The following is an 18,630-nucleotide window of genomic DNA, read 5'->3' on the forward strand; positions in this document are numbered from 1 at the left end:
GCTTTCTGTTTTGCTAAGGAAGGTGCGAATAAGCAGGTCATTTCTTCCCAAGCTGACTCGCTGGTGATGCTGCCAACTTACTGATTTAGTGTATGATGGTGTTTTTGAGGTGCTCCAGTGGCTTCTGTTTCTATCAGCTGTCCCTCCTGTTCAGCTACTGACGGGGTGGTGCGTAACGGCAAAAGCACTGCCGGACATCAGCGCTATCTCTGTTCTCACTGCCGTAAAACATGGCAACTGCAGTTCACTTACACCGCTTCTCAACCCGGTACGCACCAGAAAATCATTGATATGGCCATGAATGGCGTTGGATGCCGGGCAACCGCCCGCATTATGGGCGTTGGCCTCAACACGATTTTCCGCCATTTAAAAAACTCAGGCCGCAGTCGGTAACCTCGCGCATACAGCCGGGCAGTGACGTCATCGTCTGCGCGGAAATGGACGAACAGTGGGGATACGTCGGGGCTAAATCGCGCCAGCGCTGGCTGTTTTACGCGTATGACAGGCTCCGGAAGACGGTTGTTGCGCACGTATTCGGTGAACGCACTATGGCGACGCTGGGGCGTCTTATGAGCCTGCTGTCACCCTTTGACGTGGTGATATAGATGACGGATGGCTGGCCGCTGTATGAATCCCGCCTGAAGGGAAAGCTGCACGTAATCAGCAAGCGATATACGCAGCGAATTGAGCGGCATAACCTGAATCTGAGGCAGCACCTGGCACGGCTGGGACGGAAGTCGCTGTCGTTCTCAAAATCGGTGGAGCTGCATGACAAAGTCATCGGGCATTATCTGAACATAAAACACTATCAATAAGTTGGAGTCATTACCAGGCAGCTATTACTGTGGTCGCCATGTTCAGTCCTTTAATTTTTTAATGCAAAAGGCACAGGGCTCTGTCGTACATCTGAACACTCCAGCTCCCTGGAAGGGTCGGGACAGTTTATTCTTAGTTGCACAAGTTCTCTACCGTCTCGCTTTCTACAAAGGCTTATAATTAACATGGAAAATAAGAATCTCGCTTCTTTATTGTCATTTATGTAAAAGTTTCTATTATTGATGCTAATTATGCAATAATGCGATTGGGTTCAAAATCTATCATTAGTATTGCATTTTCAGCACAAATCATTCTTCATTTCTCCTGAGATCCGAAAAAAGTAAGTTTCGGATCCTCCGGAAACGCACCGGCGCGCGGCGGCACAGAAACACAAGATGTGCCACGCCATCAGCTGAATCTTCTGCCACATGTTGTGTTTTCACCCTGCCCCGTGACCCGGCGCGCAGCAGCGGAAAACAGCGCTTCGCTTATTCCCTGACCGTGGTACACTTCCGGAAAGTCTTAAATACTCCAGAAATCGGATCACCAGAAAACTGCCATCCGGTAATTCAGGGGTGTTTTTATAAGTTGAGTTGTAATTGCATCTGGTGAAAGTTGCTATGTGTAAAATATGATTAGGTTACTAGTGGCTGGCTAACAGTATTCGTTATAAGGGGCGAAATCCGGCATCAATAAGATGCGCATCAAAATGCATATGCGAGGTATGTCTATAACAGCAGTGTACAGTTAACTCAGTCACTGTAAGCCGGTTTACAGTATTCACAGAGCGGAGCAGATTTTTGCTTCAGCAGAATGTATACTTTATGGCATACCTGAAGTATGTAAAAAAGAGGTGCATTGTGAAGCAGCGTATTACAGTGACAGTGGACAGCGACAGCTATCAGTTGCTCAAGGCATACGACGTAAATATCTCCGGTCTGGTCAGTACGACCATGCAGAACGAAGCCCGCCGTCTGCGCGCCGAACGCTGGCAGGAAGAAAACCGGGAAGGTATGGCTGAGGTGGCCAGCTTTATCGAGGCTAACGGATCGTTTGCTGACGAAAACAGGGATTGGTGATATGCAGTTTAAGGTTTACGCCTATAAAAGAGAAAGCCGCTACCGTCTGTTCGTCGACGTGCAGAGTGACATTATTGACACCCCGGGACGCCGGATGGTGATCCCGCTGGTCAGCGCCCGCCTGCTGTCCGACAAAGTCTCGCGTGAGCTTTATCCGGTGGTGTCAGTCGGAGGTGACCCTTATCGTCTGATGACCACGGATATGGCCAGTGTGCCGGCCACTGTCATCGGGGAAGAAGTGGCCGATCTCAGCCACCTGGAGAATGACATCCAGAACGCCATCAACCTGATGTTCCGGGGGATCTGACATGCGGATCAGCGAACAGGTGCTGCTCAGTGTCCTGAGACAGGGGGGCTGTATCCGCAGTTTCTGGCGCCGCTCTGCCAGACTGGCCGGCACGCCCGGCCCGGTGGTACCGGATGGTCTGGTCCTGGAAACGCCTGGCGAGCGTGGCGACACCCCGCTCAGCCATGTGGATTTTGCGGTGGTGGCGAAAAGCCTGGCCTGCAGTGACGAATGGTCGCAGGTGGTCGGGGGAACCGAGTTCGGCGGGGCCGTCTGGCGGATGGCTCCGGATACTGATGGCCCGGTGCAGGGCAACGGAGAACGGGATGAACAGTAACCTGCCGGTACAGCGACCGGCATTGCATTCGCCGGTTCAGCCCGTTCATCTGCCGGTGGCCATTGATTATCCGGCCGCGCTGGTCCTGCGTCAGATGGCGCTGGTGCAGGATGAACTGCCGAAATACCTGCTGGCCCCGGAAGTGAGTGCCCTGCTCCACTATGTGCCGGACCTGCACCGTAAAATGCTGCTGGCGACGTTGTGGAACACCGGGGCACGCATCAACGAAGCCCTGGCCCTGACAAGGGGGGATTTTTCGCTCGCGCCGCCTTATCCGTTTGTGCAACTGGCCACCCTGAAACAGCGCACGGAGAAAGCAGCCAGAACGGCAGGCCGTGCCCCTGCAGGCAGTCAGGCGCATCGCCTGGTACCGCTTTCTGATCAGCAGTATGTCAGCCAGCTGGAGATGATGGTTGCCACGCTGAAGATCCCGCTTGAGCGGAAGAATAAACGCACCGGCAGAACGGAGAAGGCCCGCATCTGGGAGATCACCGACCGGACGGTCCGGACCTGGCTGAATGAAGCGGTTGAAATCGCTGCGGTCGACGGCGTGATGTTCTCCGTGCCGGTGACACCGCATACGTTCCGTCACAGCTACGCCATGCATATGCTGTACGCCGGTATCCCGCTGAAGGTGCTGCAGAGCCTGATGGGCCACAAGTCAGTCAGTTCGACAGAGGTGTACACGAAGGTGTTTGCACTGGACGTGGCGGCGCGGCACCGGGTGCAGTTTCAGATGCCGGAGACGGATGCGGTGGCCATGCTGAAAGGGTCAGTGTGAGTCCTTTGATAACGGCCTGACGCGCCCGGTGGGCTTGCCCAACCCGTCGTCTGCTCAAAAACAAGTTTTGAGCAGACATCAGGTTGCAAAGGTAAAGCGATGTGGCTCACCAGCGGTGACTGTGACCGGAATGCCCATCCCCTCACCATTCCTGGTCAGGGCGTGAAAATTCTGACTGGTGTCTGATTTTTACTGACGCTAAACCACTGCCCATATGCCCCAGGTAATCAGGAAGCCTGTGAAGCCGAGGATCGTGGTTAATACGGTCCAGGTTTTCAGTCCATCTGCCACACTTAATCCCAGGTATCGGGTCACGATCCAGAAACCAGAGTCGTTGATATGTGATGCCCCAAGTCCGCCAAAGCAGGCAGCCAGTGTAACCAGCACGCACTGGATCGGATTTAGCCCCACAACAGCTTCAGAAAGTAGCCCACCGGTAGTAAGAATAGCCACTGTCGCTGAGCCCTGTGATGCCCTGAGAGCCAGTGAAATGATAAAGGCGGCAGGCAACAGAGGCAGGTCCATCATATGGAGCATACTGGCAAGGGCCTTACCCACGCCGGACTCCACCAGAACCTTACCAAATACGCCCCCCGCCCCCGTCACCAGGATGACAACTGCTGCAGTGGGTAGCGCCGACCCCATAATGTCGCTGGTATGTTGTAAACCCCAGCCCCGACGTAAAGCCAGCAACCAGAATGCCAGTATCAGCGCAATCATCAGCGCCACCATCGGGGAGCCAAGCAGTTGTAGCGTGCCCAACAGCGGATGCGATGCCGGCATTAACGTGGCAGACACGGTTCCGGCCATAATAATGGCAATTGGAATGACAATCAGAGCGGTAACCAGCGCCACACCTGGGGGGCTCATTTTGTCACTGATTTTCGTGGTTTCCCCGGAACTGGCCGCGGGAGTCAGTTGCATCTGTTCCAGCACGTCAACGGACAGCGCGTACTGACGTTTATTGATCATTCTGGCTGCAATGTAGCCGACAATACCGACCAGAATGGAAATGGCGATACCGAGAATGGTCAGCCAGCCAATATCTGCATGGAGTAACCCTGCGGCGGCTACCGGGCCTGGATGAGGAGGTACCGCCACGTGAACGGTCAGCATAATCCCGGCGACCGGCAAACCAAATTTAAGTGGGGACAGCCTGGCTACTTTGGCAAAACCGTAAATAATCGGTGCCAGAATAATAAACCCGACATCAAAGAACACGGGAATACCCAGGAAAAATGCGGCCAGGGTGAGTGCAGCAATGGTGCGTTTACTTCCCAGTTTTTGGCTGAAATAGTTGGCCAGAGATTCAGCACCGCCAGAATGCTCTATCATCCGCCCTAACATTGCGCCAAGGCCGATAATAATCGTGACGGAGCCGAGAACACCTCCCATTCCGGCGATCATGACTTTGCTGACGTCACCCGCCGGGATCCCCGCGGCTAGTGCAACGACCAGACTGACGAGCAACAGTGCAATGAAAGGCTGAACTTTTGCCTTAATGACCAGCAGTAACAGCATGATTACGCCGGCTAAGGAAGGTGCGAATAAGCGGGGACATTCTTCTCGGCTGACTCAGTCATTTCATTTCTTCATGTTTGAGCCGATTTTTTCTCCCGTAAATGCCTTGAATCAGCCTATTTAGACCGTTTCTTCGCCATTTAAGGCGTTATCCACAGTTTTTAGTGAGATCTCTCCCACTGACGTATCATTTGGTCCGCCCGAAACAGGTTGGCCAGCGTGAATAACATCGCCAGTTGGTTATCGTTTTTCAGCAACCCCTTGTATCTGGCTTTCACGAAGCCGAACTGTCGCTTGATGATGCGAAATGGGTGCTCCACCCTGGCACGGATGCTGGCTTTCATGTATTCGATGTTGATGGCCGTTTTGTTCTTGCGTGGATGCTGCTTCAAGGTTTTTACCCTGCCGGGACGCTCGGCGATCAGCCAGTCCACATCCACCTCGGCCAGCTCCTCGCGCTGTGGCGCTCCTTGGTAGCCGGCATCGGCTGAGACAAATTGCTCCTCTCCATGAAGCAGATTACCCAGCTGATTGAGGTCATGCTCGTTGGCCGCGGTGGTGACCAGGCTGTGGGTCAGGCCACTCTTGGCATCGACACCAATGTGGGCCTTCATGCCAAAGTGCCACTGATTGCCTTTCTTGGTCTGATGCATCTCCGGATCGCGTTGCTGCTCTTTGTTCTTGGTCGAGCTGGGTGCCTCAATGATGGTGGCATCGACCAAGGTGCCTTGAGTCATCATGACGCCTGCTTCGGCCAGCCAGCGATTGATGGTCTTGAACAATTGGCGGGCCAGTTGATGCTGCTCCAGCAGGTGGCGGAAATTCATGATGGTGGTGCGGTCCGGCAAGGCGCTATCCAGGGATAACCGGGCAAACAGACGCATGGAGGAGATTTCGTACAGAGCATTGACCTGCCCCCACGATTAGATACAACACTCAGTTAGTAACGTCGGAATCTTCATTCTCAGAATGACCCTTTCTCCAGCCCGCTGCAAATTCAGACGGTGTCTGATAATTCAGCGTGGAGTGCGGGCGGCATTCGTTATAATCCTGCCGCCAGTCATTAATAATTTTCCTGGCATGAACGATATCGCTGAACCAGTGCTCATTCAAACATTCATCGCGAAATCGTCCGTTAAAGCTCTCAATAAATCTGTTCTGCGTTGGCTTGCCCGGCTGGATTAAGCGCAACTCAACACCATGCTCAAAGGCCCATTGATCCAGTGCACGGCAAGTGAACTCCGGCCCCTGGTCAGTTCTTATCGTCGCCGGATAGCCTCGAAACAGTGCAATGCTGTCCAGAATACGCGTGACCTGAACGCCTGAAATCCCAAAGGCAACAGTGACCGTCAGGCATTCCTTTGTGAAATCATCGACGCAGGTAAGACACTTGATCCTGCGACCGGTGGAAAGTGCGTCCATGACGAAATCCATCGACCAGGTCAGATTGGGCGCCGCCGGACGGAGCAGCGGCAGACGTTCTGTTGCCAGCCCTTTACGACGTCTTCTGCGTTTTACGCCCAGGCCACTGAGGTGATAAAGCCGGTACACGCGCTTATGATTAACATGAAGCCCTTCACGGCGCAGCAACTGCCAAATACGACGGTAGCCAAAACGCCTGCGCTCCAGTGCCAGCTCAGTGATGCGCCCTGATAAATGCGCATCAGCAGCCGGACGGTGAGCCTCATAGCGGCAGGTCGACAGGGATAAACCTGTAAGCCTGCAGGCACGACGTTGCGACAGACCGGTCGCATCACACATCAACATCACGGCTTCCCGCTTCTGGTCTGTCGTCAGTACTTTCGCCCAAGAGCCACCTGAAGCGCCTCTTTATCCAGCATGGCTTCGGCAAGCAGCTTCTTGAGTCTGGCGTTCTCTTCCTCAAGCGACTTCAGGCGCTTAACTTCAGGCACCTCCATACCGCCATACTTCTTACGCCAGATGTAAAACGTGGCATCGGAAATGGCATGCTTGCGGCAGAGTTCACGGGCGGGTACCCCAGCTTCGGCTTCGCGGAGAATACTGATGATCTGTTCGTCGGAAAAACGCTTCTTCATGGGGATGTCCTCATGTGGCTTATGAAGACATTACTAACATCGGGGTGTACTAATCAACGGGGAGCAGGTCATTCCACCATGTTTTGCCATGGCAGAATCTGCTCCATGCGGGACAAGAAAATCTCTTTTCTGGTCTGACGGCGCTTACTGCTGAATTCACTGTCGGCGAAGGTAAGTTGATGACTCATAATGAACCCTGTTCCATGGCTCCAGATGACAAACATGATCTCATATCAGGGACTTGTTCGCACCTTCCCTAAATCAATAAGTTGGCAGCATTACCTATTATCCGTATATTAAGTCAGCATCAGAATGCCGGCCGTCATATCAACTGGCAATAGTCAGTTACCACATTGCGCTACGTGAAAACTGACAGGGTTACAGGGGTGTACCAAGGTCAGAATTCACGTAGCGCATCCTCTTCTTCTCTGCTCCATTCTCATTATGGTCCGATCATGTATGTCCTGGCATTACCCCATTTCTCCCAAAAACCGTAAAACAGCCCTCAGGCCGCGTCATGACTGGCTTTAACGTGGATCTATGTTGAAAAAGGATCCTTTACGCATTTGGTTTTACCCGCAATAATGCGGGATAAGACAATAAAAGGATCCGCGCGCTGCGATTTATTGTCATGGCAGGATCGGCCGGTCAGGTGCAAAATACCTGTATCCATAAAAAGTGCGTGCGCTACGTGAAAAATAGCCGATGAACAACGTCATTCCCCTGCAGAATTCACCAGAACGCGTTTCGTTGTTGCCGATCGCCCCGGGCGTTGATTTTGCGACCGCCGTGGCATTACGACGCATGGCCACCTCCACCGGTGCCACCCCGGCTTATCTGCTGGCTCCGGAAGTGAGTGCCCTCCTCTGGTATATGCCCGACCAGCGCCATCACATGCTGTTCGCCACCATGTGGAACACCGGTATCCGTATCGGAGAAGCCCGGACGCTGACCCCGGAGTCATTTGATCTCGATGGTCTGCGACCCTTTGTGCGGGTACTGTCTGAAAAAGTACGGGCCCGACGCGGGCCCCACCGAAAGATGAGGTCCGCCTGGTCCCGCTGACCGATATAAGCTATGTCAGGCAGATGGCGAGCTGGATGGTCACCACCCGTCCCCGCCGGCGTGAACCGCTGTGGGCCGTCACCGATGAAACCATGCGTAACTGGCTGAAGCAGGCCGTTAAGCGGGCCGAAGCTGACGGGGTCCATTTTTCAATTCCGGTAACGCCCCATACCTTCCGGCACAGCTATATCATGCATATGCTCTATCACCGCCAGCCCCGGAAAGTGATTCAGGCGCTGGCCGGCCACAAGGATCCGCGCTCGATGGAGGTATATACCAGAGTGTTTGCGCTGGATATGGCGGCCACACTAGCCGTGCCGTTCACCGGTGACGGGCATGATGCCGCGCAGATCCTCCGGACACTTCCCCCTCTGACGTGACAACGTCACTCGCCACAGTTTATATAAGCTGTAGTGAGTGAAATAAGCTGTAGCAGGCAACATAAGCTGGAGTAAGCAGATTGTGATATGTGGAAGCCTGATGCAATAAGTCCGCAGGGCTGCGGCAACTGCAGAAAAACAATGGTGGAAGTTTGTTGCTCAGGAAGCACGGGCCTCAGACATGAGCCGCACTCATCACCGCTTATATAAGCTGTAGTGAGCAGGACACTCACCAGAGGCAGCAATATAAGCTGTAGCAAGTAAACAGAGAGGTGTTACTCACTACAGCTTATGTTCAGCGGGATTTGAAGAGTTTTTCCAGGTCATCGAGCGTGATGCCAAGTTTCTCTAAAAGCGCCAATTTCTCAGCCATCTCCGGACTCACATCACCCGGTGCGGCTGGCAGTTGAGGGTTCTCAGCACTCTCATCATGCGGTGGTTTTAACTTGGGCCGCCGGTAATGAATGCAGAAGAGTTTAGTGCGTCCCCGCTGGATCTCCGTGTAATCCAGATAGCCAATCTCCCGGAGCTGCTCCATGGCACGCCTCACCGTCTGGTTCTGCGAGAACACAGGGGATTTCAGGTTCAGGCGGGCCCGCAGACGCGCCAGAGATATCGGTGCCGGATCCCGGGGCAGACTCTCTATAAAGGTATAAAGGGCCTGGGCGGACTCCCGGCGTTTCAGGGCATTGATGGCCTTGAGCTGCAGTAACACTTTCCGGTCAAACTGGTAGAGTTCAAAGAGGCGCGGATCGGCCTGCAACTGGACGATATCCTTCTCCGTATCATAGTAGGCCGACTGCACCAGGTGTGTGATGTACTCTTTGGTGTGACTTTCGGTCGTGCGGGAAAACGAGATCACGGTACCCGCGATACGTTTTAGCGAGGGGCTGATACGCTCCCGGAGCTTGCGTGATGACTGACTGGAGGGGATCCCACAGAGTTTGGCGAACTCAACAAACGGCAGTTCAACCTTATCGCCGATAACCTTATGGCGTGCAAAGGAATGGATCACCCCTACCCAGGTCTTGAAGTCATTATCCATATCCAGGCGGGGACCGGTGATCTCCACCTTATCAAACCCTTCGGCTCTGGCGAGAGATAGACGCGTCAGTTCTTCCGTCGCATCAGTACGCGAAAGCGTGTTCTTTTTACTGTTTTTCAGTGATTTGAGAGTAGGGACAAACACTCCGAGCCGCATCAGTGCCACTGGCTGCACTGTATTACTGGCATTAGGAGTGAGATTTACGACTTCACCGGAGGATTTATCCACCTCTTCAAACAGCTTTTTTATGTCCAGATTGTCCTTGTCCAGAGAGCCCCCCGATCGGTGGATTGTTTTAGAATAAAAGCAGCCACTGTTCTCATGTTATGGCCTGTAAAACGCCAGACAACTGGCTTCAGTTTATGCACAGCCCTGATGAACTTTCAGGTGACATACTCACTGTAGTTTATATCAATCGCTTATTACAGCATATCCGTTGCATAATACAGCTTATTGTCTACCAGTTACAGCTTATGATTAACATGCTACAGCTTATGTGATCATGCTCCAGGCTCAGTCCTGACGCGGCCTTCAGAGGTGTCGGGATCTTCTTTGGATCTTACAGGGATCGCTTTAAGGATCTTATTACTGGATCGAATGACTGTATATGTGGATAACCTGCTGACCGACAAGGTAATTCAGACTGTTCATTAATGATCCCTTTTCATACCGGCAACAACGCGTACCTGCTCCTGCCAGCATCTGTGCTATTGCGCTTCCTCGCCGGTTCGCGGGCATAAGCCCGGTCACCGGACTGCGGCGAGCACTGATCTATTCATTTCTCAATACAGACTATGTCAAAACTGCACTTCTCTCAGAGCCATGATACGGAGGTTACATAGTACAGTTTGATTCTGGTTTCTTCCGATCAGACACAGCAACGGTAATTTGAGCCTGACCGATCAACATCGAGAAGTTTTTCTCTACACCTTTACGTGCTGTACCCGGATCCACAGCCAACTAGTGGTTGAAACATGCATACCATAACTCTATTATAATCGTACGGTATACATCCGTACATGCTATCGCCTTAAGTCCCGAACTCAACAAAACTGTCCGCTCTCTCAGATTAAAGAGTGGCCTGGGAGAGAAACCATGTCAGCACTGAAAAAGCAGCGCATTGACCTGAGATTAAATGAAGACGACAAACACATGATCGAAGAAGCTGCAGCAATGACTAACCAGTCAATTTCGCAGTTCATGGTCAGTACCGCCTCAGAACGCGCTGCAGAAGTTATTGACCAGCACCGTCGTCTGCTCCTCAATGAGGAGTCTTGGAACCTGGTTATGGATGCAATCATTAATCCGCCAGCACCGAATGACCGGCTGAAACGCGCCGCTAACCGTCTCCGGGAACTGGAGTAATAAATGGAGGGTTTAAGGATTGAGATTTTTTCAGAGGAAGTTGAATATGAATTAAGCAACTTCGATTGTGGAGAAGAGTATCTGAATACTTTTCTTACTGACCATCTGAAACGGCAGCATAACAGTAAGATCTTACGTGGTTATGTTCTCGTGACGAGAGAGGATAAACCGCGTGTGATGGGGTACTACACGCTATCAGGAAGTTGCTTTGAGAAAATACTTCTACCCAGCAAAACACAACAAAAGCGTGTACCCTACAAGAATGTGCCGAGCGTGACTTTGGGCCGTCTGGCAATTGATAAAAGCATTCACCACCAGGGATATGGAGAAACACTTGTTACCCATGCGATGAAAGTCGTGTATCAGGCCTCGCAGGCTGTGGGTATACACGGAATGTTCGTGGAAGCGCTGAACGACAACGCCAAAAAATTCTACCTTCGACTGGGTTTCATTCAGTTAAAGGAAGAAAACTGTAACTCGCTCTTTTACCCGACAAAATCTATTGAAGAATTGTTCGAAGTAAATGATGAATAAAACAGGTTTAGACTGATCCAGTAAAGCCGTACCGCTTATGTAAAGCGGCCTAGTCCTATTACAGTATTTTTGCCGAAACAGCTCTTCTGCGGTATCTAGGGAAGGTGCGAACAAGTCCCTGATATGAGATCATGTTTGCCATCTGGAGCCATGGAACAGGGTTCATTATGAGTCATCAACTTACCTTCGCCGACAGTGAATTCAGCAGTAAGCGCCGTCAGACCAGAAAAGAGATTTTCTTGTCCCGCATGGAGCAGATTCTGCCATGGCAAAACATGGTGGAAGTCATCGAGCCGTTTTACCCCAAGGCTGGTAATGGCCGGCGACCTTATCCGCTGGAAACCATGCTACGCATTCACTGCATGCAGCATTGGTACAACCTGAGCGATGGCGCGATGGAAGATGCCCTGTACGAAATCGCCTCCATGCGCCTGTTTGCCCGGTTATCCCTGGATAGCGCCCTGCCGGATCGCACCACCATCATGAATTTCCGCCACCTGCTGGAGCAGCATCAACTGGCCCGCCAATTGTTCAAGACCATCAATCGCTGGCTGGCCGAAGCAGGCGTCATGATGACTCAAGGCACCTTGGTCGATGCCACCATCATTGAGGCACCCAGCTCGACCAAGAACAAAGAGCAGCAACGCGATCCGGAGATGCATCAGACCAAGAAAGGCAATCAGTGGCACTTTGGCATGAAGGCCCACATTGGTGTCGATGCCAAGAGTGGCCTGACCCACAGCCTGGTCACCACCGCGGCCAACGAGCATGACCTCAATCAGCTGGGTAATCTGCTGCATGGAGAGGAGCAATTTGTCTCAGCCGATGCCGGCTACCAAGGGGCGCCACAGCGCGAGGAGCTGGCCGAGGTGGATGTGGACTGGCTGATCGCCGAGCGCCCCGGCAAGGTAAGAACCTTGAAACAGCATCCACGCAAGAACAAAACGGCCATCAACATCGAATACATGAAAGCCAGCATCCGGGCCAGGGTGGAGCACCCATTTCGCATCATCAAGCGACAGTTCGGCTTCGTGAAAGCCAGATACAAGGGGTTGCTGAAAAACGATAACCAACTGGCGATGTTATTCACGCTGGCCAACCTGTTTCGGGCGGACCAAATGATACGTCAGTGGGAGAGATCTCACTAAAAACTGTGGATAACGCCTTAAATGGCGAAGAAACGGTCTAAATAGGCTGATTCAAGGCATTTACGGGAGAAAAAATCGGCTCAAACATGAAGAAATGAAATGACTGAGTCAGCCGAGAAGAATTTCCCCGCTTATTCGCACCTTCCCTTTTTCTTTATCCGTTCACGTTTCAGTAGCTGGAAAAAACTTTCTGCGACTGCGTTGTCATGACAGTTACCGCGACGGCTCATACTGCCCTCCAGCCCGTGTGATTTCAGGAACGACTGCCACTCATAGCTTGTGTACTGACTGCCTTGATCAGAATGAACCAGCACCTGCTTTTGAGGATTACGTCGCCACACGGCCATCAGAAGTGCATTCAGGACAATATCCTTTGTCATCCGGGGCTGCATTGACTAGCCAATAACTTTGCGCGAGAACAGGTCAACAACCACAGCCAGATACAGCCAGCCTTCGTGAGTCCGGATGTAGGTGATGTCCGTTACCCAACGCTCATCCGGTGCTTCCGGGTTGAACTGCCGCTGGAGCCTGTTGGGCGTCACGATGCTGGTTTCACCCTTACGTGCCCGTGGGCTACGGTACCCGACCTGAGCCCTTATCCCGGCACGCTTCATCAGTCGCCAGACACGATTAACTCCGCACTGTTGTCCGGTATCCCGCAGGTCGAGGTGGATCTTGCGATAACCATAAACGCAACCCGACTCCAGCCAGAACTGCTTTATCAGCCCCGTCAGCCTCAGGTCAGCATGATGCCGCCGTGAATCCGGCTGCTGAAGCCAGGCGTAAAAACCACTCGGATGCACATCCAGCACCCGACAAAGCAGTCGGACAGGCCAGCAATGGGTGTTGTCACGGATAAAGGCGTACCTCAGTCGGACAGCTTTGCGAAGTACGCCGCTGTAGATTCAATCTGTCAATGCAACACCCCTTTCAATTATCTCTTTCGGTGTTTTGAACTTCAGTGTCTTTCTCGGTCTGTTGTTTAGCTGAGCAGCAACCAGATCTAGTTCATGTTGAGTATATTGGGGTCAGTTTGGATATAGAGAATTATTGTACGGTAAGCCTGTTTTTTGAACAGACTTACCTATAGCAATAGGGTGTCCTCCCGCGCTATACGGCATTTTCAGAGGTTTGACCTTAATCGGATAACCTAAATGCGATACTGCAAGAGCGACAACTTAAAAGCGATAGCCACTGACGCAAAATCAACCACTTACGAACCAAGATTGGTTAAATAATGCGCTTAACGTACAAAAATTTCCGTTCTCCAAACTGACCCCTACTCGGGCAGCGGGCGGTCTTCGGCCTCAAGACGCGCGATGAAGTCCGGGTAGTGCGCCTGCACTAGCGCGTACAGCAGCGTGCGCTCGGGCAGGTGGCGCGCGTAACGCGCAGCGGCGTGGGCGGCCGGCAGTGGCGCGCACACCTCGGCCTGCCGCCGGGGTGCGGTCAGGCGCGGCACGCAGCGCTCCGTTGCAGGGACGGCTGCTCAGGGTTGCGCCCGCGAGCACGCGTTCATATCGGCGTTTTCTGATCTTCGCGTCAGACATTGCCGCGGGGCGGGTAGGAAGTCTCCCGCCTCGGACGCCAGAACGCACAAAGCCCGGCACGAGGCCGGGCTTTGTGGTCTTGCTTGATGGATCGCGGGGCTTAGAAATCCATGCCGCCCATGCCGCCCATGCCGCCGCCGGCCGGCATCGCCGGCTCGTCCTTCTTCGGGGCCTCGGCCACCATCGCTTCGGTGGTGATCATCAGGCCCGCGATCGACGCGGCGTTCTGCAGCGCGGTGCGGGTGACCTTGGTCGGGTCCAGGATGCCGAACTCGATCATGTCGCCGAACTCGCCGTTGGCGGCGTTGTAGCCGAACGCACCCGAACCTTCGACCACGCGGTTGAGGATGACCGACGGCTCATCGCCGGCATTGGTCACGATCTCGCGCAGCGGGGCTTCCATCGCGCGCAGGGCGATCTGGATGCCGTGGTTCTGGTCTTCGTTCACGCCCTTGATGCCGGCGATCGCCGCCTTGGCACGGATCAGGGCGACGCCGCCGCCCGGGACGATGCCTTCCTCGACGGCCGCACGGGTCGCGTGCAGGGCGTCTTCGACGCGCGCCTTCTTTTCCTTCATCTCGACTTCGGTGGCGGCACCGACCTTGATCACCGCAACGCCGCCGGCCAGCTTGGCCACGCGCTCCTGCAGCTTCTCGCGGTCGTAGTCGGAGGAGGTCTCCTCGATCTGCGCCTTGATCTGCTTGATGCGCGCCTCGATGCCCGCGCCTTCGCCGGCGCCATCGATGATGGTGGTGTTTTCCTTCGACACCTGGATCTTCTTGGCGCGGCCGAGGTCCTTGATGGTGGCCTTCTCCAGCGACAGGCCGACTTCCTCGGAAATCACCACGCCGCCGGTCAGGATCGCCATGTCTTCCAGCATCGCCTTGCGACGGTCGCCGAAGCCCGGGGCCTTCACCGCGCAGACCTTGACGATGCCGCGGATGGTGTTGACCACCAGGGTCGCCAGCGCTTCGCCTTCGACTTCCTCCGCCACGATCAGCAGCGGCTTGCCGGCCTTGGCCACGCCCTCGAGGACGGGCAGCAGGTCGCGCACGTTGGAGATCTTCTTGTCGTACAGCAGGATGAAGGGATCATCCAGGTCGGCCGACATCGACTGCTGGTTGTTGACGAAGTACGGGCTCAGGTAGCCGCGGTCGAACTGCATGCCCTCGACCACGTCGAGTTCGTTGTCCAGGCCGCTGCCTTCCTCGACCGTGATCACGCCTTCCTTGCCGACCTTGTCCATCGCCTGCGCGATCAGGTCGCCGATGTTGGCATCCGAGTTCGCGGAGATCGCGCCGACCTGGGCGATTTCCTTGCTGGTCGACGACGGCTTGGACAGCGACTTCAGTTCGCCGACCGCGGCCTTCACCGCCTGGTCGATGCCGCGCTTCAGGTCCATCGGGTTCATGCCGGCGGCGACCGCCTTCATGCCCTCGCGGATGAACGCCTGCGCCAGCACGGTGGCGGTGGTGGTGCCGTCGCCGGCGTTGTCGGAGGTCTTGGAAGCGACTTCCTTCACCATCTGCGCGCCCATGTTCTCGAACGCGTCAGCCAGTTCGATTTCCTTGGCGACGGAGACGCCGTCCTTGGTGATGGTCGGCGCGCCGTAGCTCTTCTGCAGCACGACGTTGCGGCCCTTCGGGCCGAGGGTCGCCTTCACGGCGTTGGCGAGCACGTTGACGCCGCGCACCATCTTGGAGCGCGCGTCTTCGCCGAAACGAATGTCCTTGGCAGCCATTGCGAATTACCTCGAAAAATTATTCGGATGAGAAATGTGTGGGAGCGACGCGCGATCAGCCGAGGATCGCGAACAGGTCGTCTTCCTTCACCACCAGCAGCTCGACGCCGTCCAGCTTCACTTCGGTGCCGCTGTACTTGCCGAACAGCACCTTGTCGCCGACCTTGACCTGCGGCGCGCGGACCTGGCCGTTGTCCAGCACCTTGCCGGTGCCGACGGCGACGACTTCGCCCTTGATCGGCTTCTCGGTGGCCGAATCCGGGATCACGATCCCGCCGGCGGACAGCTTCTCTTCTTCCATGCGCTTGATGACCACGCGGTCGTGCAGCGGCTTGATATTGGACATGGCAACCTCGGTAAATGGTTGATTGACGTGGAAAAACCCGGCGATTTTAGCAGTCGCGCGAAGCGAGTGCCAAACCGCGGACAACAGAACCGGGCGAACCCGGCATGCCACCGAGATGGGGCGGGCCCGCCGACTTTCAAGGGCCGCACGCGGATGTCCGCCAGGCCCGCCGGATCGGGGCAGCCGCTACCCTATGCCGGTGAGCGCCCTGATCTGCTTCTGCACCTGTCCCGACGCCGACAGCGCCGAGCGCATCGCCACCGCGCTGGTGGCCGAGCGCCTGGCCGCCTGCGTCAACCTCCTGCCCGGCCTGCGTTCGGTCTATCGCTGGCAACGCAAGGTCGAGGCCGCGGCCGAGGTCCTGCTGCTGGTCAAGACCAGTGCCGAGGCCTACCCCGCCCTGCAGGAACGCCTGCGCCAACTGCATCCCTACGAACTCCCGGAGCTGCTCGCGGTCGAAGCCGCGTCCGGCCTGCCCGAATACCTGCAATGGCTGGCCGCCGAGAGCCGACCGGTAAACTGAGCCAATGACCGCATCCACGATCCGCCTGCGCCGCTGGCTGGCCGGGCTCGCCCTGCTGCTTGCGCTGCCCGCGACCTCGGCCGTCGCCCAGGACTTCGAACTGCCGCCGGTCGACGAGGTCTTCGTCCTGTCCGCGCAGGCCACCGCGCCGGACCGCATCGAGGTGCGCTGGCGGATCGCCGACGGCTATTACCTGTACCGGCACCGCACCTCGGTCAAGGCCGATGCCGCCTTCACCGGCGCGACCATGGCGCTGCCGAAGGGCAAGGCCTACCGCGACGAATTCTTCGGCGACGTCGAAACCTACCGCAAGGAATTGCTCGGCACCCTCACCGGCACGCCCGCGGCCGGCGCGAGCGCGACCACCCTGACCGTGAAGTACCAGGGCTGCGCCGATGCCGGCGTGTGCTACCCGCCGCAGACCCGCACCCTGAAGGTCGCGTTGCCGGGCGAAGCGGGCGCTGGCGGCTTCGGCTGTAAGGCGCGCGGGCTGCATGATTATGTCGTCAAGAACGGCTCTGCCGATCATCCCAACGCCGAGGTGAAATTCGCACTGGGTGATGTGGTCAACACCATGATCGGCTGCACTAATGGTGAAACGATCATGCTGTGCCACGACACCTCGCTGCCGCGCCCCTATTCTCTCGGCTTTCGGGTGCAAGGCACCGAGGGGCTGTGGATGGACGTCAACAAGTCGATCTATCTGGAGGGCAAGAGCCCACAGCCGCACCGCTGGGAGCCTGCCGAGGGCTGGTTTGCGAAATACGATCACCCGCTATGGAAACGCTACGCCGATCTGGCGGCAGGGGCCGGGCATGGCGGGATGGACTGGTTCGTGATCCACGCTTTTGTCGAGGCGCTGAAGGCCAAGGCCCCGATGCCAATCGACATTTACGACGCGCTGGCCTGGAGCGCGATCACGCCTCTGTCGGAACAATCGATTGCTGAGGGCAATCGCACGTTAGATTTTCCCGACTTCACCCGAGGGCAGTGGCGCACCCGCAAGCCGATCTTTGCGCTGAACGACGCCTATTGATCGACGCGATTTAGGCCAAGCGCACCGCAAAGGCGAAATTGGTAATCTTGTCGGTATCCTTGACGCCCGGCGCGCTTTCGACGCCGCTGGAGGTATCGACCAGCGGCGCTCCGGTGCGCGCAATCGCCTCGGCAACATTCGTCGGATTTAGCCCGCCTGCCAGCCCCCACGGCAAGGCACCGCGATATCCGGCCAGCAGCGACCAGTCGAACGCCAACCCCATGCCGCCGGGCAGCGCGCCTTTGGGGGTCTTGGCGTCGAACAAGATCAAGTCCGCCGCCCCGGCATAGGCTGCGGCGCGTGCGACATCGCTGGCGCTGGCGACGGGCAGCGCCTTCCACACCGGCTTGCCAAACCGCGCGCGCAACTGGGCCACGCGTTCGGGCGATTCCGAACCGTGCAGCTGCAGCGCGTTCAGCTTGGCTGCCACCAGTGCGTCGGCGATGACAGCATCATCCGCATCGACGAACAAACCGACCATGGCGATCTGGCCAGCTGCGCGCGATGTCAAAGCGCCCGCGACATTCGACGTAACCGCACGGGGCGACGCTGGATAGAACACCAACCCGGCATAGTCCGCCCGCGCCGCGATGGTCGCATCGAGCGCCTCGGGTGTGCTGATCCCGCAAATCTTGATTTTCGCGGGCATGCGGTCAGTCGGGGTTCTGGATCAGCCGCACCAGCGTGCAGTCGGGATCGATCAGGTAGCCGATCCTCAGGCCGCTCGCCTCCAGTTGCGGAGCTTTGAAGCGCGGCCAGCCGGTGCTTTTTTCCTCGGCTCCCGCCGCGTTCACCAATGCCACCATGGCATCGAGATCATCCAACCGCAGGCAACAGCCGAACGAGCTCGTAGCTGGGTCGAGGTCAGGATAGGGGAAGAATTCGAGCTGCAAACCGCCGCGCTGCAGGATCATCCAGCCGCGATCCTTCCAACTCGTCGCAAAGCCCAGCTTCGCATAAAACGCCTCTGTCACATCGAAATCGCGCGATGGCAGATTGGGGGTGACGTGGTCAGCCATG

16 protein-coding genes and 8 pseudogenes are annotated in these 18,630 nt (G+C 55.8%); 12 read left to right on the forward strand and 12 right to left on the reverse strand.

Annotated elements, in window-relative coordinates; genetic code table 11:
* Positions 1-117: 117 nt before the first annotated feature.
* The 5 genes and pseudogenes from L3069_RS26905 to L3069_RS26925 all read left to right on the forward strand — a co-directional run bounded on the left by L3069_RS26905 (position 118) and on the right by L3069_RS26925 (position 3,299).
* Positions 118-815 (forward strand): annotated as a pseudogene (locus L3069_RS26905) (IS1-like element IS1B family transposase).
* 861 nt (positions 816-1,676) lie between these two features.
* Positions 1,677-1,895, forward strand: coding sequence for a type II toxin-antitoxin system antitoxin CcdA (gene ccdA, locus L3069_RS26910; protein WP_032934863.1), 219 nt, complete (start codon positions 1,677-1,679; stop codon positions 1,893-1,895).
* A gap of 1 nt (position 1,896) precedes the next feature.
* Entirely contained in the window at positions 1,897-2,202 is a 306-nt protein-coding gene (gene ccdB / locus L3069_RS26915; protein WP_008322213.1) for a type II toxin-antitoxin system toxin CcdB, read from the forward strand.
* 1 nt (position 2,203) lies between these two features.
* Positions 2,204-2,518: a hypothetical protein gene (locus L3069_RS26920; RefSeq protein ID WP_008322211.1), complete on the forward strand. Its 315-nt coding sequence runs from the start codon at positions 2,204-2,206 to the stop codon at positions 2,516-2,518.
* The gene (locus tag L3069_RS26925; protein WP_008322208.1) at positions 2,508-3,299 is read left to right on the forward strand and encodes a site-specific integrase; all 792 of its coding nucleotides are present in this window, start codon (positions 2,508-2,510) and stop codon (positions 3,297-3,299) included. Before L3069_RS26920 ends, L3069_RS26925 begins: the two co-directional genes overlap by 11 nt.
* A gap of 198 nt (positions 3,300-3,497) precedes the next feature.
* Here L3069_RS26925 and L3069_RS26930 read toward each other — a convergent pair whose 3' ends face one another.
* The 4 genes and pseudogenes from L3069_RS26930 to L3069_RS26945 all read right to left on the reverse strand — a co-directional run.
* A complete protein-coding gene (locus L3069_RS26930) occupies positions 3,498-4,820 on the reverse strand; it encodes a GntP family transporter (protein ID WP_016479957.1) in 1,323 nt (440 codons plus the stop codon).
* 161 nt (positions 4,821-4,981) lie between these two features.
* A pseudogene (locus L3069_RS26935) lies at positions 4,982-5,728 on the reverse strand (IS5-like element IS5 family transposase); the annotation flags it as partial.
* Between the two features lie 28 nt (positions 5,729-5,756).
* A protein-coding gene (locus L3069_RS26940) for an IS3-like element ISSen4 family transposase (protein WP_089046468.1) occupies positions 5,757-6,877 on the reverse strand; the annotation gives its coding sequence in 2 pieces (ribosomal slippage) (positions 5,757-6,619 and positions 6,619-6,877; 1,122 coding nt in all).
* 71 nt (positions 6,878-6,948) lie between these two features.
* Positions 6,949-7,065 (reverse strand): annotated as a pseudogene (locus tag L3069_RS26945) (IS5 family transposase); the annotation flags it as partial.
* A gap of 517 nt (positions 7,066-7,582) precedes the next feature.
* Between L3069_RS26945 and L3069_RS26950 the strand changes: the two are divergent.
* Positions 7,583-8,322, forward strand: a pseudogene (locus L3069_RS26950) (tyrosine-type recombinase/integrase).
* A gap of 295 nt (positions 8,323-8,617) precedes the next feature.
* Here the strand turns inward: L3069_RS26950 and L3069_RS26955 are convergent.
* Positions 8,618-9,607, reverse strand: a complete 990-nt coding sequence (locus L3069_RS26955; protein WP_022652311.1) for a RepB family plasmid replication initiator protein — start codon at positions 9,605-9,607, stop codon at positions 8,618-8,620.
* A gap of 855 nt (positions 9,608-10,462) precedes the next feature.
* Here L3069_RS26955 and L3069_RS26960 point away from each other — a divergent pair.
* The 3 genes from L3069_RS26960 (at position 10,463) to L3069_RS26970 (ending at position 12,414) form a co-directional block, all read left to right on the forward strand.
* On the forward strand, positions 10,463-10,732 hold the full coding sequence (locus tag L3069_RS26960) for a DUF1778 domain-containing protein (RefSeq protein ID WP_022652312.1): 270 nt from the start codon (positions 10,463-10,465) through the stop codon (positions 10,730-10,732).
* 3 nt (positions 10,733-10,735) lie between these two features.
* Entirely contained in the window at positions 10,736-11,266 is a 531-nt protein-coding gene (locus L3069_RS26965; RefSeq protein ID WP_016479963.1) for a GNAT family N-acetyltransferase, read from the forward strand.
* A 167-nt stretch (positions 11,267-11,433) separates the two neighbouring features.
* Complete coding sequence (locus tag L3069_RS26970) at positions 11,434-12,414, forward strand: IS5-like element IS5 family transposase (protein ID WP_000019403.1); 981 nt, start codon at positions 11,434-11,436, stop codon at positions 12,412-12,414.
* 146 nt (positions 12,415-12,560) lie between these two features.
* Here the strand turns inward: L3069_RS26970 and L3069_RS26975 are convergent.
* From L3069_RS26975 to groES, 5 genes and pseudogenes are all read right to left on the reverse strand, one after another.
* Positions 12,561-13,307, reverse strand: a pseudogene (locus tag L3069_RS26975) (IS3 family transposase); the annotation flags it as partial.
* A 12-nt stretch (positions 13,308-13,319) separates the two neighbouring features.
* Positions 13,320-13,439 (reverse strand): annotated as a pseudogene (locus L3069_RS26980) (IS30 family transposase); the annotation flags it as partial.
* Positions 13,440-13,693: 254 nt separating this feature from the next.
* Positions 13,694-13,876 carry a hypothetical protein gene (locus L3069_RS26985; protein WP_016479964.1) on the reverse strand — a complete coding sequence of 61 codons (183 nt, stop codon included), beginning with the start codon at positions 13,874-13,876 and terminating at the stop codon, positions 13,694-13,696.
* A 188-nt stretch (positions 13,877-14,064) separates the two neighbouring features.
* Positions 14,065-15,705, reverse strand: a complete 1,641-nt coding sequence (groL, locus tag L3069_RS26990) for a chaperonin GroEL (protein ID WP_004201176.1) — start codon at positions 15,703-15,705, stop codon at positions 14,065-14,067.
* Positions 15,706-15,760: 55 nt separating this feature from the next.
* Entirely contained in the window at positions 15,761-16,051 is a 291-nt protein-coding gene (groES, locus tag L3069_RS26995) for a co-chaperone GroES (RefSeq protein WP_004201172.1), read from the reverse strand.
* 193 nt (positions 16,052-16,244) lie between these two features.
* Between groES and cutA the strand changes: the two genes are divergently transcribed.
* The 3 genes and pseudogenes from cutA to L3069_RS27010 all read left to right on the forward strand — a co-directional run.
* The gene (cutA, locus tag L3069_RS27000; RefSeq protein ID WP_004201171.1) at positions 16,245-16,574 is read left to right on the forward strand and encodes a divalent-cation tolerance protein CutA; all 330 of its coding nucleotides are present in this window, start codon (positions 16,245-16,247) and stop codon (positions 16,572-16,574) included.
* A gap of 4 nt (positions 16,575-16,578) precedes the next feature.
* Positions 16,579-16,953: pseudogene (locus L3069_RS27005) on the forward strand (protein-disulfide reductase DsbD domain-containing protein); the annotation flags it as partial.
* Between the two features lie 90 nt (positions 16,954-17,043).
* Positions 17,044-17,610, forward strand: a pseudogene (locus tag L3069_RS27010) (twin-arginine translocation (TAT) pathway signal sequence domain protein); the annotation flags it as partial.
* Positions 17,611-17,620: 10 nt separating this feature from the next.
* On the opposite strand, the gene L3069_RS27015 reads toward L3069_RS27010, so the two are convergent.
* Entirely contained in the window at positions 17,621-18,259 is a 639-nt protein-coding gene (locus L3069_RS27015; protein WP_004201168.1) for a phosphoribosylanthranilate isomerase, read from the reverse strand.
* Positions 18,260-18,263: 4 nt separating this feature from the next.
* Positions 18,264-18,629, reverse strand: a complete 366-nt coding sequence (gene ble, locus L3069_RS27020) for a bleomycin binding protein Ble-MBL (RefSeq protein ID WP_004201167.1) — start codon at positions 18,627-18,629, stop codon at positions 18,264-18,266.
* Position 18,630 lies beyond the last annotated feature (1 nt).

The sequence above is a fragment of the Enterobacter cloacae complex sp. ECL411 genome (assembly GCF_021869665.1).
Classification (GTDB): domain Bacteria; phylum Pseudomonadota; class Gammaproteobacteria; order Enterobacterales; family Enterobacteriaceae; genus Enterobacter; species Enterobacter intestinihominis.

Bases quoted from the DNA above. Each gene is read 5' to 3' on its own strand.
- ccdB (WP_008322213.1), top strand. From the start codon at position 1,897: ATGCAGTTTAAGGTTTACGCCTATAAAAGAGAAAGCCGCTACCGTCTG.
- L3069_RS26920 (WP_008322211.1), top strand. From the start codon at position 2,204: ATGCGGATCAGCGAACAGGTGCTGCTCAGTGTCCTGAGACAGGGGGGC.
- L3069_RS26925 (WP_008322208.1), top strand. From the start codon at position 2,508: ATGAACAGTAACCTGCCGGTACAGCGACCGGCATTGCATTCGCCGGTT.
- L3069_RS26930 (WP_016479957.1), bottom strand. From the start codon at position 4,820: ATGCTGTTACTGCTGGTCATTAAGGCAAAAGTTCAGCCTTTCATTGCA.
- L3069_RS26960 (WP_022652312.1), top strand. From the start codon at position 10,463: ATGTCAGCACTGAAAAAGCAGCGCATTGACCTGAGATTAAATGAAGAC.
- L3069_RS26965 (WP_016479963.1), top strand. From the start codon at position 10,736: ATGGAGGGTTTAAGGATTGAGATTTTTTCAGAGGAAGTTGAATATGAA.
- L3069_RS26970 (WP_000019403.1), top strand. From the start codon at position 11,434: ATGAGTCATCAACTTACCTTCGCCGACAGTGAATTCAGCAGTAAGCGC.
- groL (WP_004201176.1), bottom strand. From the start codon at position 15,705: ATGGCTGCCAAGGACATTCGTTTCGGCGAAGACGCGCGCTCCAAGATG.
- groES (WP_004201172.1), bottom strand. From the start codon at position 16,051: ATGTCCAATATCAAGCCGCTGCACGACCGCGTGGTCATCAAGCGCATG.
- cutA (WP_004201171.1), top strand. From the start codon at position 16,245: ATGCCGGTGAGCGCCCTGATCTGCTTCTGCACCTGTCCCGACGCCGAC.
- L3069_RS27015 (WP_004201168.1), bottom strand. From the start codon at position 18,259: ATGCCCGCGAAAATCAAGATTTGCGGGATCAGCACACCCGAGGCGCTC.
- ble (WP_004201167.1), bottom strand. From the start codon at position 18,629: ATGGCTGACCACGTCACCCCCAATCTGCCATCGCGCGATTTCGATGTG.